Source organism: Caloramator sp. mosi_1 (genome assembly GCF_028622835.1).
GTDB lineage: Bacteria > Bacillota > Clostridia > Clostridiales > Caloramatoraceae > Thermobrachium.
In genome coordinates, this window is the sequence record NZ_CP117677.1 from 2,281,491 (window position 1) to 2,295,810 (window position 14,320).

A 14,320-nucleotide genomic window follows, 5' to 3' on the forward strand; every position below is an offset into this window, starting at 1 on the left:
ATGGCAAGAGTATTAATAGTTGACGATGCAGCATTTATGAGAATGATGTTAAAGGACATACTAACAAAAATGGTTATGAAGTTATAGGAGAAGCACCTAATGGTGCAAAGGCAGTTGAGATATATAAAGTTGAAAGACCTGATGTTGTTACAATGGATATAACAATGCCTGAAATGGATGGTATTCAGGCTGTTAAAGAAATAAAATCATTCGATCCAAATGCAAAAATCATAATGTGCTCAGCAATGGGACAGCAAGCAATGGTTATGGAGGCAATTAAATCAGGTGCAAGAGACTTCATTGTAAAGCCATTCCAACCTGAAAGAGTTTTAGAAGCATTAAAGAAGGTGCTTGGTTAAGGAGTTGATTTATAATGCAAGTAGTAATCTTTAATATTGGTAAAGAAAGATTTGCTTTGGAAACAAGACTTGTTCACGGTATAGAAAAAATGATGAATATAACATCTGTACCAAAGTCACCATATTATTTTTCTGGTTTAGCAAACTTAAGAGGAAATATAATATCTGTAATAGATTTAAAAAGTATTTAAATGTAAATTCCGATAGAATACAGGAAAATATAATTATTGTAGAAGTTCAGGAAGAAAAAGTTGGACTTATGGTTGACAGTGTTCAAGAGGTTGTAGACATTACAGATGATATGCTTGAAAAAATAAATAATGAAAATACTTTTATAAAGGGTGTTATTAATTTTAAAGATTATATTGTAACTTTGTTAGATGGTGAAAATTTAATAAAGTAATAGGAGGGATAAGATGGGAGAAATACTGTCTCAAAGCGAAATTGATGCCCTCCTGTCTGCCTTAAGTTCAGGCGAATTAAGTCTTGAAGAAAAAGCAGATGAAACTAAACAAAAGGTTAAAAAATATGACTTTAAAAGACCAAATAAATTTTCAAAGGAACACGTTAAAACATTAGAAATGGTACACGAAAATTTTGCCAGAATTGCTTCTAACTACCTTACAGCAAATTTAAGAACATCAGTACAAATTAAAGTTATATCTGCAGAACAAATAACCTATGAAGAATTTATTCATTCAATATCAAACCCTACAATACTTATATCCTATTTCTTAGAACCCTTTAATGGATTGTTTCTATTTGAAACCAGTCCTCAATTTGTTTTCCAAACTATTGATATAATGTTTGGAGGAGAAGGTAAGGAAATTATAAAGGTTAGAGAATTTACAGAAATAGAAAAAAATATTATTAGGAAAATTAACTATAAGATGCTTGAAGGATTAAAACTTGCTTGGGAAGATATTATAGATGTCGAGCCCAAGATTGATTCTTTAGAAACTAACCCTGTATTAAATCAATTTTTAGCACCCAACGAACCTGTTGAATTAATAACGATGCAAGTTCAAATAAATAATAATCAAAGTTTTATAAATATGTGTATACCATATATTTCTATAGAAAAATTTATTGATAAATTAGTCATACAGTATAAAACCAATATAAAAAAGAATCAAATATTGAAACAACAAAAAACTTGAGAAAAATATTATGGGTGTTGAAGTTGATTCACACGTTGAATTAGGTAAGTCAATAATATCTGTACAAGACTTTTTAAATTTAACAGTGGGTGACTGTATTAAGCTGGATACCAAGATTAATGGTACATTAAATTTTTATATAGAAAACAATCTACATTATAAAGTATACCCTGGTGTTGTTGGTAAAAAAATGGGTGTACAAATAGCAGAAATTATAGATAAGGATGTGGAAGAATATGAATGATGGACTACTTTCGCAAGAGGAAATAGACGCTCTTTTGAATGGTGGTTTTTCACCAAAAGAAACACTTACAGAAACCGATAAAGATTTACTTGGTGAGATAGGTAATATATCTATGGGCTCTGCTTCAACTGCCCTATCAACTATTATAAACAGAATGGTTAATATTACTACACCAAGAGTTAGTTTAACAACATTACGTGAAATGAAAAAGGAATTTGATGTTCCTATCATATCTGTTGAAGTAGAATATATTGAAGGATTAATAGGAGCAAATCTCTTACTTATAAAGATTACTGATGCAATTGTTATAGCTGATTTAATGATGGGTGGTGATGGTACAAGACAAGCGGATACACTTTCAGAAATTGAAATAAGTGCTGTATCAGAAGCTATGAATCAAATGATTGGTTCATCAGCTACTTCTCTTTCACAAATGTTAAATATGCCAATTAACATTTCGCCACCTACTGCATCAGTGTGGGATGAAAAAATAATAAATTATCAGACAAAATTTTAGAAGATGATGAGATAGTAAAAATTTCTTTTAGACTTACAATTGATGCTTTAGTTGATAGTGAGATAATGTTACTTCTGCCTATACAAACTGCAAAAATGATTATAAATAAATTAACTGGTAATGGAGAGGAAGTATCAAAAGAACCAGAACAAACTTTTGATAATAATCAAATTATTGAAGACTATTTTATTGATACAAATGAAAGTATTCATCAAGTAAATTATACACCTCAAGAGATTAATAAACCACAATACAATGTTCAAAAGGCAGAATTTGCACCTCTTACACCTATAGCAACTAATGAAGTTAAAAACATAGATTTAATACTTGATGTACCACTTGAGAATATCCGTAGTTTTAGGTAGAACTAAAAAAACAATTAAAGATATCTTAGAATTATCTGTCGGTTCACTTGTTGAATTAGATAAATTAACAGAGGAACCTGTTGAAATACTTGTTAATGGTAAAAAAGTAGCTTTAGGGAAGTTGTAGTAATTGACGAAAATTTTGGTGTTAGAATAACAAGTATAGTTAGCAATGCTGAAAGAGTAAAAAGTCTGCAGGGAAAATAAATCTGCAGACTTTTTACTCTAAAGTTTTATAAATTTAATACGATAATCCTAATGAGGTGGTATAAATGAAAATTAACTTTTCAACTAACAATGTTATTAATATATATAAGAAGAATACAGTAAATAGCGAGGGAAATAAGAAAAAGTTAAATAAATCAGATTCGATTGAAATTTCTGATGTTAGCAAAGAGATTTCAAAATATTTTAATATGGCTAAGGAATATGATATCATTAACGAAAAAATAGATAAAATAAAAGCTCAAATAAAAAATAATAAATATGAAATCGATACTGAAAAAATAGCAAAATCAATACTCTCAGAATTAAAGGGAAGTGAACAAAAATGATAAAGGAAATCTTAATTTCTGAATTAAATATATTAAAACAATTTGAAGCTTTATTAGAAGATGAAAGAAAAGTATTACTTAACAATGAATCTTCAAAATTGCTTTATATAATAGAAGAAAAGAAAAATTTAGCTTTAGAATTATCAAAGTTAGAAAGAAAAAGAAAGGATATATATGGTAATAAAACTGCAAATGACCTTATTAATGAAGGGTTAGTTGATGAGGAGTTTATTGATGAATTTACAAGATTAACTGAAATTATAAAAGAAAAAAATGAATTAAATGCATTGTTAACAAAACAATCTTTATCCTACATTAAAATGTATACAAACCTTTTAAGCAAAGATAATAAAATTGTAACTTATAAAGGTACGGGAAAGGTAGATGAATCTGTACAAAGTATATTCAACACAACTATTTAGGAGGATCATTTATGAGCGGACTTTTTAATACATTTAACGTTTCAAAGAGGGAATGCAAGCTCAACAAACAGCATTACACGTTGTTTCACACAACATAGCCAATGCTAATACAGAAGGTTATTCTGTTCAAAGAGCAAACCTTAAAACAACGACACCCTTTGGTATGCCATCTTTGACAACATCAGCAGAACCAGGGCAAATAGGTACAGGAGTTAAAGTTGATAGCATAACAAGATCAAGGGATGAATTTTTAGATTTTTATATCAGAAAAGAAACAAGTACATTAGAAAATTACAAAGCAAGAGAACAATTTTTATCACAGATAGAAACGGTTTTTACAGAACCATCTGATACAGGTATAGGTACACTTTTAACTCGTTTTTGGGATGCTTGGCAGGGGTTAGCTACTAACCCTGAAAGCTCAACTTCAAGAGAACTCGTAAGAAGTAATGCCTTAGCACTTTGTGAAGGTATAAGGCATAATTATACACAACTTGAAGATATAGAAGCAAGTATATCTGATTTAATTCAAAATCAAGTTTTTGAAGTTTCAAGTATTTTAAAGCAAATTGCTGATTTAAATGAACAAATTAAAGCTGTAACAATAGGTGGAAAAAATCCAAATGATTTAATGGATAGAAGGGACTTATTACTTGACCAACTTTCACAAAGATTTTCAATTAAAACAAAGCCTACAGATTTTAATGGAATAGAACTTTATGGATATGAAGACTATGTAGACGAAAATGGAATAACAAAAACAAGGGAAGTTAAACTAATAACAGATACTAAAGTTGAACAAATCATGTATTTTATAAGTGATGCTGTTATTACTGATTCTAATGGTAATTCAATTAATAAAAAGATTTCCTAAAACTATAAACTTACCTGTTACAGTGAAATTTAAAGGTTTTATAAATGGAGACTTTAATAATCAATTTGAATCTCAAGAAATAGAAATAAATCAAGAAAACATACAAAAATATTTTCAAGTAGATAAGGATAATCCAAATAAAATTTTAAATATTATGCCACATATTTTTTATGGACAAGGAGAAAATAAAAATCCTAATGTAGATTTAGAGGGTCAAAGTGGTATAAAGCCTGTAAAGTTTGCTAACGGAAGTTTTAAAGGATTAGAGGCACTCTCAGATGAAATTAATAAATATAAAAATCAGCTAAATAAATTGGCAAAGGGAATTGCAATTGCAGTTAACACAATCCATAATGATGGTACTAATGAAAAAGGTGAAGCTTTTGGCAACTTTTGATGCAATAGCAGAGACAAGCGATGTTGCTGCAAAGGACTTAAAATTAGTAGATGATATAAAAAATGGTAAATTAGATAAGATAAATGCTGGTAAAACAGGCTCATATTCAGGAAATGGAGAAAGGGCCCTTCTTGTAGGTCAACTTAGAAATACAAGATTTAATATAGCTGAACTAAAAAGTAGAGACGATTTTAAAAGCAAAGATAAGGGTGTTAATTTAGATTTAGTTAATTTAAAAATGACAAGCAACGCATCAGGTTCGACAATAGAAGGATATTATAAGGGTACTATATCTGAACTTGGTGTTTCAAACCAAGAGGCAAAGAGAATGGTTAAGAACCAAGAAAACTTAGTAGATCAACTTGTAATAAGAAGAGAATCGGTATCTGGCGTTTCCATAGATGAAGAAATGACTAATATGCTTCAATTTCAAAGGGCGTATGAAGCAAATGCAAAAATGATTAGTGTAATAGATCAACTTCTTGACGTTGTTGTCAATGGACTTTTAAGAAGGTAGGTGATTAGATGCGTATTACTAATAAAGTACTTTCTAAGAATTTTTGAATAATGTAAGGGTAAACTTAGAAGAGATGCAGAAGCTTCAAAATCAATTGTCATCAGGACATACTGTACAAAAACCATCAGATGACCCCTTTAAAGTTGCTAGAACAATGGAACTTAAAGCATCAATTGAAGCAAATGAAAGATACAAAAAGAATATAGAAGAAGGAATTGGATGGCTTGATACTGTGGATGTTGCATTAGGTCAAATAGGAGATGCACTTCAAACAGTACGTGAAAAGGTTATTCAAAGTGGTAATGGTGGATATACTGAGACAGAAATGCACGCCTTAAAAAACATATAGAACAATTAAAGGATCAAATAATGCAGATAGGGAATACTTCCTATGATGGAAGATATATATTTGGTGGAGATAAAACAACAGAACCTCCATTTAAAAAGGATTCAGATGGAAATATTATATATAACGGTTCTAATAACGGATTAAAAAGGAAATGTCCTTTGGAGTAGATATGGATGTAGCAGTAAAGGGATGTGACTTTAATGCAACTCAATCTTCAACTTCTGAAGTTGGTCTTTTTAAGGTACTAACAGATATAATAAATAAATTAGATAAAAGTCAAAGTGCATCAGATGAACTTGGAAATTTAGATAAAGAAATGGATAATATTTTGAAAATAAGAGCTGAAGTTGGTGCAAAACAAAAGAGACTTGAGGATATGATGCAGAAAAATGATATGGAAACCTTTAATATGACTCAGCTTTTAGCTAAAACTTACGATATAGATATAGCACAAAAGGTTATGGAATATAAAGTAATGGAGAGTGTTTATCAGGCATCACTACAAACTGGTGCTAAAATATTACAACCAAGCTTATTAGACTTTTTAAGGTAGGAGATAGTTATGGAGATATCAACTAAATTCTTTGGAGATATTAATATACAGGAAGACAGCATTATTAATTTTAAAGATGGTATACCAGGCCTTGATGAATATAAAAGATACGTAATAATAGATATTGAAGATTCAAATATAAAATGTTTACAAAGTGTTGAAGAAAAAGATATAGCACTTTTAATCATTACACCTTGGGATTACTTTAAGGATTATGAAATAGAGTTATCAGACACAGAATTAATGGAATTAGATATTAATGACTATAAAGATGTTATGGTATACAATGTAATAACAGTTAGAGAAAATAAAATTACAGCTAATCTTTTGGCACCTATTGTAGTAAATATAAAAAATAATCAAGCTAAACAGGTAATATTAAATGAAAAGAAATATAGTATAAGGCAGGAGATATCATGCTCATATTAACCAGAAAACAAGGAGAAAAAATAAAAATAGGGAAGATATTGAAATTACAATTTTAGAAATTTCTCAAGGTAGTGTAAAGGTAGGAATTGAAGCACCTAAAAAATAAAAGTAATTAGATCAGAGTTAATAGATGAATTAAAGGAACAGAACAAGATTTCAATAGAAAATATAGAAGGATTCTTAAATAAAATCAAAAGGGAGGGGTAAATATGCCAAGTACCCTACGTATTACAGGTCTTGCAACAGGTCTTGATGTTGATAATATGGTTAAACAGCTTATGCAGGCAGAAAGAACAAAGGTAGATAAAATTAAGCAGGACAGACAATTAATACAGTGGAGACAGGATTTATATAGAGAAATAATAGGAGACTTAAATACATTTAAAAAGACATACTTTGATGTATTAAGCCCTGAAAAATATATATTATCTCAAAACAGTCTATCACCTTACAGCGTTAATATGTCATCATCTACTGTTGCTTTGAAGATAACAGCAACAGCAAGTGCAAGGGCTGGGCAGTATGAGATTAAAAATACAACTTTGGCACAGACTGCTAAAGTTATATCAAGTGAAATAACTGATATAAATAATAAGATAAATCAAAATGGTTCTTTTAGCATTGAATATAACGGATTGAGCAATCCAATAACTATAGATTATAATACAGACACCACATATAAAGATATTATAGATTCAATTAATACTAAATCAAATGGACAGTTAAAGGCATATTACAGTGAAATTACAAAAAAATAACAATAGAAACAGTAACCACAGGAAGTAGTACAAATATAACAATATTAGGTGCAGCAAGTATACTTGGTATTAATGATGGAAGTACAAGTGGTTCAGACGCAAGTTTTGAAATTAAGATACCTGGAGCTTCAGATTATACTATGGTAACAAAATCCAATAACACCTTTACAATTGATGGTTTGACATTTACTTTAAACGAATCAACAACAGAAAGTATAAAATTTTCAGTAGGAGTAGATTCTAAACCTGCTATAGATAAGATAAAGGAATTTGTTGAAAAATACAATGAGTTAGTGGATAAAATAAACAAAAAGATTTCAGAAAAAGAGCATATTCATATAAGCCTTTAACAGATGAACAAAAAAGGAAATGAAGGAAGATGAAATAAAGAAATGGGAAGAGAAGGCTAAAGAAGGGCTTTTAAAGGGAGATAGTACATTGCAAAATTTAGTGTACAATATGAGACAAGCTTTCTTTGAACCTTTAAAGGATGCAGGAATATCTCTTCAAGAGATAGGTCTTTCAACATCTAGTGATTATACTCAAAAAGGAAAGATAATCATTGATGAATCTAAATTAAAAAATGCATTGGAAAATAGACCAGATGATGTGTTAAATTTATTAACTAAAACATCTTCAATTGCATACGACCCAAATAAAACATATATAGGACGAAGTGATAGAAATAGTGAAATAGGTGTATTCCAAAGGATAAGGGATATTTTAGAAGACAATATAAGAACAACTAGAAATTCTTCAGGTAAAAAGGAGCACTACTTGAAAAAGCAGGTTTAAAGGGAGACTTTAGTGAATTTAATAATATGTTATATAAAGAGCTACAACAAAAAGACCGACTCATAGATGATTTAAATAAAAAATTGTTTGATAAAGAAAACAAATATTATCAACAATTTGCTAAATTAGAAAAAGCAATGCAAAAATATAATGACCAAGCAACCTGGCTATCTTCTCAATTAGGAGCGATGTTTAAATGATAAATATGTATGACCTATTTGTCGAATACAAAGATATAACAGAAAATATCATAAAATCTATAGAAAACGAAGATTTTGATTTACTTAATAAACTATTAGAAAACAGAGACATCATAATTAAAAAATAGATAAAATTGATGATAAGAGCAATTTAACAGAAATAGTTCAACAATTAAATATAATGGAATTAGAAAATAGTATAAAGGAGCTTTTAAATCAAAAACAAGAAAAAATAAAAAATAATTTAAGACAAGTAAAGGAACAAAGAAAAATAAATGCAAAGTATACTAATACAGAACCAGTAGATTCAATATTTGTCTATAAAAAACTTTAATATATGGAGGACTATCCTCCATTTTTATTTAAAATATAACATTTTGTCTATTTAATCTATAAAGTTACAAATAATTATTACGATATTTATATTAGATTAAGTAAACAAAGGATGGGGATTTTATGGATAGTGTCAAGCTCATTAACAATATTAATGAACAAGTAAAAATAAATCAAACATTAGATAAAAGAAATTCTTTATCTCCTATTGAAAATAAAAATTTGGATAAACAACAAATTAATATAAAAGAGATTGAAAAGGCTGTAGACAAAGCAAATAAAGTATTTAATGAAAGCACACACTTAAAATTTGAAATACATGATAAAACAAAAGATGTAATGATCAAAATTGTAAATGATGAAACAGGAGAAGTAATAAAAGAAATACCACCAAAAAATAATTGATATGGTCGCTAAGATGTGTGAAATTGCAGGCATTATTGTTGATGAAAAACGTTAGGGGTGACCCTTATGCCTATAAATCCTGTTACACTTGATAAAATAGACCTAAATACTATAAGACAAATAGAAACCAAAATTATTGATCGAATTGTACATCATACTACAGAAGCACAATCAAATAAAAATAATAACAATAATCAATTTGACTTAAACAAACAAAATCGAGCTATAGAGGAATTTGCAAAAATTTTATGTAAATATAATCTTAAGGTTGAAGGAAAAGTTGTGAAGGAAAAAGTAAAATTAAAAATATTAAACAAATATGATAAAATTCTTATAGAAAGTTATGTTGATGATATAGAACTTCTATTGAAATCTATACAGGACTATACAGGTAATTTAATAGACTTGAGGGGTAGTTTTATGTATAATAATAGTGCTTTAAATGCATATCAACAAAACAGTGTTTTCACTGCTTCTAAGGAAAAATTACTATTGATGCTATATGAAGGACTTGTTAGATTTATAAAACAAGCAATCACTTCTCTTGAAGATAAGGACTACCAAAAGCCCATACTAATTTGATTAAGGCACAAAATATAATTCTTGAATTTATGGCAACACTAAATATGGAAATAGGCGGAGAGCTTTCTAAAAGTTTAATGTCTTTATATGACTATATGTATAGAAGACTTGTTGAAGCAAACATTAAAAAGATATAAACATTGCAAAAGAAGTATTAGAATTTGCAGAGGAATTAAAGGATGCCTTTGAAGAAGCATATAAAAAATAAAAAAATAATTATATAATGTAAATTTATAGGCTCTAATGTAAAATAGAGCCTATTTTTGTTGTATTTTTGCTTTTCAAATGCTAAAGTTTATTATAAAATGTAATCAGATATATTTAATTGTAATTTTAATTTTATTTAAATATATTTTATACTTATATTTTTTAAAATTAACGTAATTTATGTTGACTTATGATACAATATGTAATAAATTGTTATATAGAAGTGTAATTACTCAAAAGGAGTGTATTTATGATAAAAAATATAGATAATTTGTCATATTTTTTAATAAAAAAGGATTAGATGCAACAAGTGAAAGAGGTAGAGCAATATCTAATAATATTGCAAATTTAAATACACCAGGTTATAAATCAAAAAGAGTCATATTTGAAGAAAAATTAAAAAATATAATGGATAATTCATCTATTTCATTGAAGACTACAAACAAAAATCATATTAATGATGGTAATTCAATGCAAAACATAAACCCACAGACTTTACAAGATAAATCAAAATCATTAAGATTAGATGGAAATAATGTAGATATTGACCTTGAAATGGCCAATTTAGCTGCAAATCAAATACTATATAATGCTTTAGTTAGTCAAGCTAACTCAAGAATTGCTATGAGAAGAGCTGTTATAAATGGTAAATAAGGGGTGATAATATGAACAGTATTTTCGCAGGTATGAGAATAAGTGCTAGTGGCCTTGCCGCTGAAAGACTAAGAATGGATATAATATCTAATAATATAGCAAACATAGAAACAACAAGAACTGAAAATGGTGGGCCTTATAAAAGAAAAATAGTTACCTTTAAAGAAAATCTTGATAGACAAATAAACAACATATCAAATAAATCTGAATTAAAATTTAATGGTGTTAAAGTTGATAAAATAATTGAAGATAATTCACCTTTTAAAAAGGTATATAATCCTAACCATCCAGATGCTGACAATGATGGATATGTTTTGATGCCTAATGTAAATATTTTAAATGAGATGGTTGATCTTATAACTGCAACGCGTGCCTTTGAAGCAAATGTAACAGCGTTAAACTCACAAAAGCAAATGGCCTTAAAGGCATTAGAAATTGGAAAGTAGGTGATTTAATTGCCAATAGATAAGGTTAATTTTTTAATTGATAATAATTTTATTACAAAACCTTCAATCGAAAAAATAACAATATTGATTTTTCTAATTTAATTAAGGAAAAATTAGACAAGCTCAATGATAAACAAATAGAAGCTGAAAACAAAACAATTGAACTAATAAAGGGTGAAGCAAAGGATATACATGAAGTTATGCTAACAGTTGAAGAGGCAAGACTATCATTAGAATTAGCAGTTCAAATAAGAAATAAACTTGTAGAAGCTTATCAGGAATTAAATAGAATGCAGGTATAGTTAACATAAAGGAGTGCTAATGATGAACAAATTTCTTAATTTTTTAAAAGTGTAGGTGATAAATGGAAGAACTTATCAAAATCTAAAAAGTCTCAATTATTGTTATTCTATCCGGTTTAGTACTTTCAATTATAACTTATGCAATATATTCAAACAGAGTAGAATATGATGTTCTTTTTCAAATTTAGAACCTCAGGATTCATCTAAGGTAATCGAAAAATTAAAAACAGACAAAATTCAATATAAAATTGAAGGTAATTCTATTTTAGTTCCAAAGGACAAGGTTGAAGAACTAAGACTTTCAATATTTTCAGACACCAATTTGCCTTCAAATTTAAAGGGTTTTGAACTTTTTGATCAAAATAAATTTGGTGTTACTGATACAGAGGCTAAAATAATGTATCAAAGGGCCTTAGAAGGTGAACTTGCAAGGACTATCCAAGGCTTTGACGAAGTTGAGAAAGCACGAGTACACTTAGTTTTACCTGAAGATTCAGTTTTTACACGTGATGAAGAAAAGGCAAGAGCTTCTGTTACATTAAAACTTAAAGGTAATAGTAAATTAAGTACTGAACAAGTTAAAGCAATTATATCTCTTATATCAGCAAGTGTTAAAAACTTACCTAAGGAAAATGTTGAAATTATAGATAGTAATATGAATCTTCTTAGCGAAAATATATTTGAAAACGAACAAAATGGTGTATTAACTTCTACAAAACAGCAAGAATTTAAAAATCAATTTGAAAAAATCTTCAAAATGATGTTAAAAATATGTTAGAAAAAGTTTTTGGGAAAGATAAGGTAACTGTGAAAATAAATGCTGATTTAGATTTCGATTCAAGACAAATCTCAACTATAAAATATGACAAGGATTCTATAATCCGTAGTCAACATAAAATAAAAGAAAACACAAATGATTCTAACTCACAAGGTTCGGGTGGAAGTCCTATTGACAATAATATGTCTAATACAATACAAAATAATAATCAGTCATCAACTTCTAATAGAGAAGAAGAAATAACTAACTATGAAATTGGACAAACTGAGGAAAAAATTATAAAAGCCCCAGGAGAAATAAAAAGATTGACTGTGTCAGTTGTAATAGACGGAAATTTAGATGAACTTGAGAAACAATCAATAAGGAATATTGTTTCAGCAGCAACAGGTTTATCTGAAGAAAGAGGAGATGTAATAAATATTGAAGCATTAGCCTTTAATGATGATTATAAAAAGAAAGCTCAGGCAGATTTAGAAGAAATGAAAAAACAGGAAGAACTGGCTAAAAGAAAAGAACTTATATTATGATTGGAGAAGCAGTAGCAGGGCTTATAGTTTTACTGGCTATAGCACTAATTTATAGAAAGAAAAATAAGAAAAATACAGAACAAATTGAAACAAATCAAATTGATATGTTAATTGGTGATGTAATACAAAAACAACCAATAGCTTATGAACCTGTTCTTGAAGATAATGAACAAGAAATGAATTTAGAAAAAGAAATAAAGAACTATGCTTCTACAAAACCTGAACAGGTAGTTGAACTTGTTAAGACTTGGTTAGCAGAGGATGAGAGGTGATAATTATGGCAAAAGACAAGGATAAACTTACGGGAGTTCAAAAGCCGCCATACTGTTTATCACTTTAGGTCCTGATGCTTCAGCTCCAATATTAAAAAAATTACCAGAAAATGATATACAAAAATTACTTTTGAAATAGCAAATATGCAAAAAATAAAAAAGAATTACGCGAAGAAGTATTGCAAGAATTTGTGAATTTAAACAAGGCAAAGGACTATATTATAGAAGGTGGGTTTGATTATGCTAAAAATCTGTTAAGTAAAGCATTAGGCCCACAAAAGGCAATGGAAATTATTGAAAAGGTTTCAGAAATAACTCAACAATATAGACCTTTTTCAATTGCACGAAAAGCTGATGCACAACAGCTATTAAATGTAATAATAAATGAACATCCACAAACTATAGCATTAATATTATGTTATTTACAACCTGAAAAGGCAGCACAACTTTTATCTGGGCTTCCTGAGGAACTTCAAACTGATGTTGCTAAAAGAATAGCAACAATGAGCAATACTTCTCCTTTAGTCATAGAAGAAGTTGAAGATATACTTGAAAAAAGCTTTCAAATGTTGTACGTTCAGATTATGCAACCATTGGTGGTGTTCAAACGTTGGTTGATATATTAAACAATGTTGATAGAAGTACTGAAAAATCAATTATAGAAGAACTAGATAGATATCAACCAGAACTTGCAGAAAAAATTAGAGATAGTATGTTTGTATTTGAAGATATTATTACACTTGATAATGCATCTATACAAAGAATATTAAGAGAAGTTGATATGAAGGTACTTGCACTTGCTCTTAAAGGATGCTCTGAAGATGTTTCTAATATTATTTATAGTAATATGTCTAAACGTGCTGCTCAAACATTAAAGGAAGATTTAGAGTTTATGGGACCTGTTAGACTGATAGATGTGGAAAAGGCACAGCAACAAATTGTTTCTATTATACGTAGGTTAGATGAAGCAGGAGAAATTGTTATGTCAAGGGGTGGTGATGATGCAATTATCGTATAATGTTATAAAAAGAACAGCTATAAACGATAAGGTAGTTTTGCCACCACCTTCGATAGATAAGTTTATTGATACAGCAGTTATTAAAAATAATGACGAAATAAAAATTGATGAAATAGTTGAAAATATAAAAAACAAGCTATATTTGAAGCAAAAAAATTATAAGTGATGCTAATAAAAGTGCTTTAGAAATAATAGAAAACGCAAAGAAAGATTCAGAAAAAATATTAGAAGATGCAAAAAAATAGGATATGATGAAGGTTTTAATAAAGGTTACAATGACGGTTATAATAATGCTATTTTAGA

Annotated in this window: 21 protein-coding genes and 9 pseudogenes; all 30 read left to right on the forward strand. The window is 28.5% G+C overall.

Annotated features, from left to right (window positions below; translation table 11 throughout):
* The 30 genes and pseudogenes from PL321_RS16080 (at position 1) to PL321_RS16225 (ending at position 14,183) form a co-directional block, all read left to right on the forward strand.
* Positions 1–359 (forward strand): annotated as a pseudogene (locus tag PL321_RS16080) (response regulator).
* Between the two features lie 14 nt (positions 360–373).
* A pseudogene (locus PL321_RS16085) lies at positions 374–762 on the forward strand (chemotaxis protein CheW).
* Between the two features lie 13 nt (positions 763–775).
* A pseudogene (fliM, locus tag PL321_RS16090) lies at positions 776–1,763 on the forward strand (flagellar motor switch protein FliM).
* A pseudogene (gene fliY / locus PL321_RS16095) lies at positions 1,756–2,852 on the forward strand (flagellar motor switch phosphatase FliY). The pseudogenes fliM and fliY overlap by 8 nt, the downstream one beginning before the upstream one ends.
* A 65-nt stretch (positions 2,853–2,917) precedes the next feature.
* A complete protein-coding gene (flgM, locus tag PL321_RS16100; protein ID WP_273962668.1) occupies positions 2,918–3,199 on the forward strand; it encodes a flagellar biosynthesis anti-sigma factor FlgM in 282 nt (93 codons plus the stop codon).
* Positions 3,196–3,621 (forward strand): flagellar protein FlgN, encoded by a 426-nt coding sequence (locus PL321_RS16105; RefSeq protein ID WP_273962669.1) that lies wholly within the window; start codon positions 3,196–3,198, stop codon positions 3,619–3,621. Before flgM ends, PL321_RS16105 begins: the two co-directional genes overlap by 4 nt.
* 52 nt (positions 3,622–3,673) lie before the next feature.
* Positions 3,674–4,495 carry a flagellar hook-associated protein FlgK gene (gene flgK, locus PL321_RS16110; protein WP_273962670.1) on the forward strand — a complete coding sequence of 274 codons (822 nt, stop codon included), beginning with the start codon at positions 3,674–3,676 and terminating at the stop codon, positions 4,493–4,495.
* 22 nt (positions 4,496–4,517) lie between these two features.
* Complete coding sequence (locus PL321_RS16115) at positions 4,518–4,892, forward strand: FlgK family flagellar hook-associated protein (RefSeq protein WP_273962671.1); 375 nt, start codon at positions 4,518–4,520, stop codon at positions 4,890–4,892.
* Entirely contained in the window at positions 4,879–5,409 is a 531-nt protein-coding gene (locus PL321_RS16120; RefSeq protein ID WP_273962672.1) for a flagellar basal body rod C-terminal domain-containing protein, read from the forward strand. The genes PL321_RS16115 and PL321_RS16120 overlap by 14 nt, the downstream gene beginning before the upstream one ends.
* Before the next feature lie 43 nt (positions 5,410–5,452).
* On the forward strand, positions 5,453–5,758 hold the full coding sequence (locus PL321_RS16125; protein ID WP_273962673.1) for a flagellin N-terminal helical domain-containing protein: 306 nt from the start codon (positions 5,453–5,455) through the stop codon (positions 5,756–5,758).
* A gap of 20 nt (positions 5,759–5,778) precedes the next feature.
* Positions 5,779–5,925, forward strand: coding sequence for a hypothetical protein (locus PL321_RS16130; RefSeq protein WP_273962674.1), 147 nt, complete (start codon positions 5,779–5,781; stop codon positions 5,923–5,925).
* On the forward strand, positions 5,910–6,311 hold the full coding sequence (locus tag PL321_RS16135; protein WP_273962675.1) for a flagellin: 402 nt from the start codon (positions 5,910–5,912) through the stop codon (positions 6,309–6,311). The genes PL321_RS16130 and PL321_RS16135 overlap by 16 nt, the downstream gene beginning before the upstream one ends.
* Before the next feature lie 9 nt (positions 6,312–6,320).
* Positions 6,321–6,740: a flagellar assembly protein FliW gene (fliW, locus tag PL321_RS16140; RefSeq protein ID WP_273962676.1), complete on the forward strand. Its 420-nt coding sequence runs from the start codon at positions 6,321–6,323 to the stop codon at positions 6,738–6,740.
* Between the two features lie 58 nt (positions 6,741–6,798).
* A complete protein-coding gene (locus tag PL321_RS21795; RefSeq protein ID WP_443110819.1) occupies positions 6,799–6,846 on the forward strand; it encodes a hypothetical protein in 48 nt (15 codons plus the stop codon).
* 103 nt (positions 6,847–6,949) lie between these two features.
* Positions 6,950–7,498, forward strand: coding sequence for a flagellar cap protein FliD N-terminal domain-containing protein (locus PL321_RS16150; protein WP_273962677.1), 549 nt, complete (start codon positions 6,950–6,952; stop codon positions 7,496–7,498).
* A gap of 68 nt (positions 7,499–7,566) precedes the next feature.
* The gene (fliD, locus tag PL321_RS16155; RefSeq protein ID WP_273964635.1) at positions 7,567–7,848 is read left to right on the forward strand and encodes a flagellar filament capping protein FliD; all 282 of its coding nucleotides are present in this window, start codon (positions 7,567–7,569) and stop codon (positions 7,846–7,848) included.
* A gap of 19 nt (positions 7,849–7,867) precedes the next feature.
* Positions 7,868–8,293: a flagellar filament capping protein FliD gene (gene fliD / locus PL321_RS16160; protein WP_273962679.1), complete on the forward strand. Its 426-nt coding sequence runs from the start codon at positions 7,868–7,870 to the stop codon at positions 8,291–8,293.
* A gap of 14 nt (positions 8,294–8,307) precedes the next feature.
* Positions 8,308–8,493 (forward strand): annotated as a pseudogene (locus PL321_RS16165) (flagellar filament capping protein FliD); the annotation flags it as partial.
* Positions 8,494–8,498: 5 nt separating this feature from the next.
* Positions 8,499–8,621, forward strand: a complete 123-nt coding sequence (locus tag PL321_RS16170) for a hypothetical protein (protein ID WP_273962680.1) — start codon at positions 8,499–8,501, stop codon at positions 8,619–8,621.
* Positions 8,622–8,674: 53 nt separating this feature from the next.
* On the forward strand, positions 8,675–8,827 hold the full coding sequence (locus PL321_RS16175; protein WP_273962681.1) for a hypothetical protein: 153 nt from the start codon (positions 8,675–8,677) through the stop codon (positions 8,825–8,827).
* A gap of 122 nt (positions 8,828–8,949) precedes the next feature.
* Positions 8,950–9,231, forward strand: coding sequence for a flagellar protein FlaG (locus tag PL321_RS16180; protein WP_273962682.1), 282 nt, complete (start codon positions 8,950–8,952; stop codon positions 9,229–9,231).
* 495 nt (positions 9,232–9,726) lie between these two features.
* Positions 9,727–9,950 (forward strand): annotated as a pseudogene (fliS, locus tag PL321_RS20405) (flagellar export chaperone FliS).
* A 397-nt stretch (positions 9,951–10,347) separates the two neighbouring features.
* Complete coding sequence (gene flgB / locus PL321_RS16190) at positions 10,348–10,674, forward strand: flagellar basal body rod protein FlgB (protein WP_443110820.1); 327 nt, start codon at positions 10,348–10,350, stop codon at positions 10,672–10,674.
* 11 nt (positions 10,675–10,685) lie between these two features.
* On the forward strand, positions 10,686–11,120 hold the full coding sequence (flgC, locus tag PL321_RS16195) for a flagellar basal body rod protein FlgC (protein WP_273962683.1): 435 nt from the start codon (positions 10,686–10,688) through the stop codon (positions 11,118–11,120).
* Between the two features lie 71 nt (positions 11,121–11,191).
* A pseudogene (gene fliE / locus PL321_RS16200) lies at positions 11,192–11,422 on the forward strand (flagellar hook-basal body complex protein FliE); the annotation flags it as partial.
* A 187-nt stretch (positions 11,423–11,609) separates the two neighbouring features.
* Positions 11,610–12,200 (forward strand): annotated as a pseudogene (gene fliF / locus PL321_RS16205) (flagellar basal-body MS-ring/collar protein FliF); the annotation flags it as partial.
* Positions 12,194–12,727 (forward strand): flagellar M-ring protein FliF C-terminal domain-containing protein, encoded by a 534-nt coding sequence (locus PL321_RS16210; RefSeq protein ID WP_273962684.1) that lies wholly within the window; start codon positions 12,194–12,196, stop codon positions 12,725–12,727. The pseudogene fliF and the gene PL321_RS16210, both read left to right, overlap by 7 nt.
* Positions 12,724–12,999: a hypothetical protein gene (locus tag PL321_RS16215; protein WP_273962685.1), complete on the forward strand. Its 276-nt coding sequence runs from the start codon at positions 12,724–12,726 to the stop codon at positions 12,997–12,999. The genes PL321_RS16210 and PL321_RS16215 overlap by 4 nt, the downstream gene beginning before the upstream one ends.
* 5 nt (positions 13,000–13,004) lie before the next feature.
* A pseudogene (fliG, locus tag PL321_RS16220) lies at positions 13,005–14,017 on the forward strand (flagellar motor switch protein FliG).
* Complete coding sequence (locus tag PL321_RS16225; RefSeq protein WP_273962686.1) at positions 13,998–14,183, forward strand: hypothetical protein; 186 nt, start codon at positions 13,998–14,000, stop codon at positions 14,181–14,183. The pseudogene fliG and the gene PL321_RS16225 overlap by 20 nt, the downstream one beginning before the upstream one ends.
* Positions 14,184–14,320: the final 137 nt, after the last annotated feature.

Bases quoted from the DNA above. Each gene is read 5' to 3' on its own strand.
- flgM (WP_273962668.1), top strand. From the start codon at position 2,918: ATGAAAATTAACTTTTCAACTAACAATGTTATTAATATATATAAGAAG.
- PL321_RS16105 (WP_273962669.1), top strand. From the start codon at position 3,196: ATGATAAAGGAAATCTTAATTTCTGAATTAAATATATTAAAACAATTT.
- flgK (WP_273962670.1), top strand. From the start codon at position 3,674: ATGCAAGCTCAACAAACAGCATTACACGTTGTTTCACACAACATAGCC.
- PL321_RS16130 (WP_273962674.1), top strand. From the start codon at position 5,779: ATGCAGATAGGGAATACTTCCTATGATGGAAGATATATATTTGGTGGA.
- PL321_RS16135 (WP_273962675.1), top strand. From the start codon at position 5,910: ATGTCCTTTGGAGTAGATATGGATGTAGCAGTAAAGGGATGTGACTTT.
- fliW (WP_273962676.1), top strand. From the start codon at position 6,321: ATGGAGATATCAACTAAATTCTTTGGAGATATTAATATACAGGAAGAC.
- PL321_RS16150 (WP_273962677.1), top strand. From the start codon at position 6,950: ATGCCAAGTACCCTACGTATTACAGGTCTTGCAACAGGTCTTGATGTT.
- fliD (WP_273962679.1), top strand. From the start codon at position 7,868: ATGAAGGAAGATGAAATAAAGAAATGGGAAGAGAAGGCTAAAGAAGGG.
- PL321_RS16170 (WP_273962680.1), top strand. From the start codon at position 8,499: ATGTATGACCTATTTGTCGAATACAAAGATATAACAGAAAATATCATA.
- PL321_RS16175 (WP_273962681.1), top strand. From the start codon at position 8,675: ATGGAATTAGAAAATAGTATAAAGGAGCTTTTAAATCAAAAACAAGAA.
- PL321_RS16180 (WP_273962682.1), top strand. From the start codon at position 8,950: ATGGATAGTGTCAAGCTCATTAACAATATTAATGAACAAGTAAAAATA.
- flgC (WP_273962683.1), top strand. From the start codon at position 10,686: ATGAACAGTATTTTCGCAGGTATGAGAATAAGTGCTAGTGGCCTTGCC.
- PL321_RS16210 (WP_273962684.1), top strand. From the start codon at position 12,194: ATGTTAGAAAAAGTTTTTGGGAAAGATAAGGTAACTGTGAAAATAAAT.
- PL321_RS16215 (WP_273962685.1), top strand. From the start codon at position 12,724: ATGATTGGAGAAGCAGTAGCAGGGCTTATAGTTTTACTGGCTATAGCA.
- PL321_RS16225 (WP_273962686.1), top strand. From the start codon at position 13,998: ATGATGCAATTATCGTATAATGTTATAAAAAGAACAGCTATAAACGAT.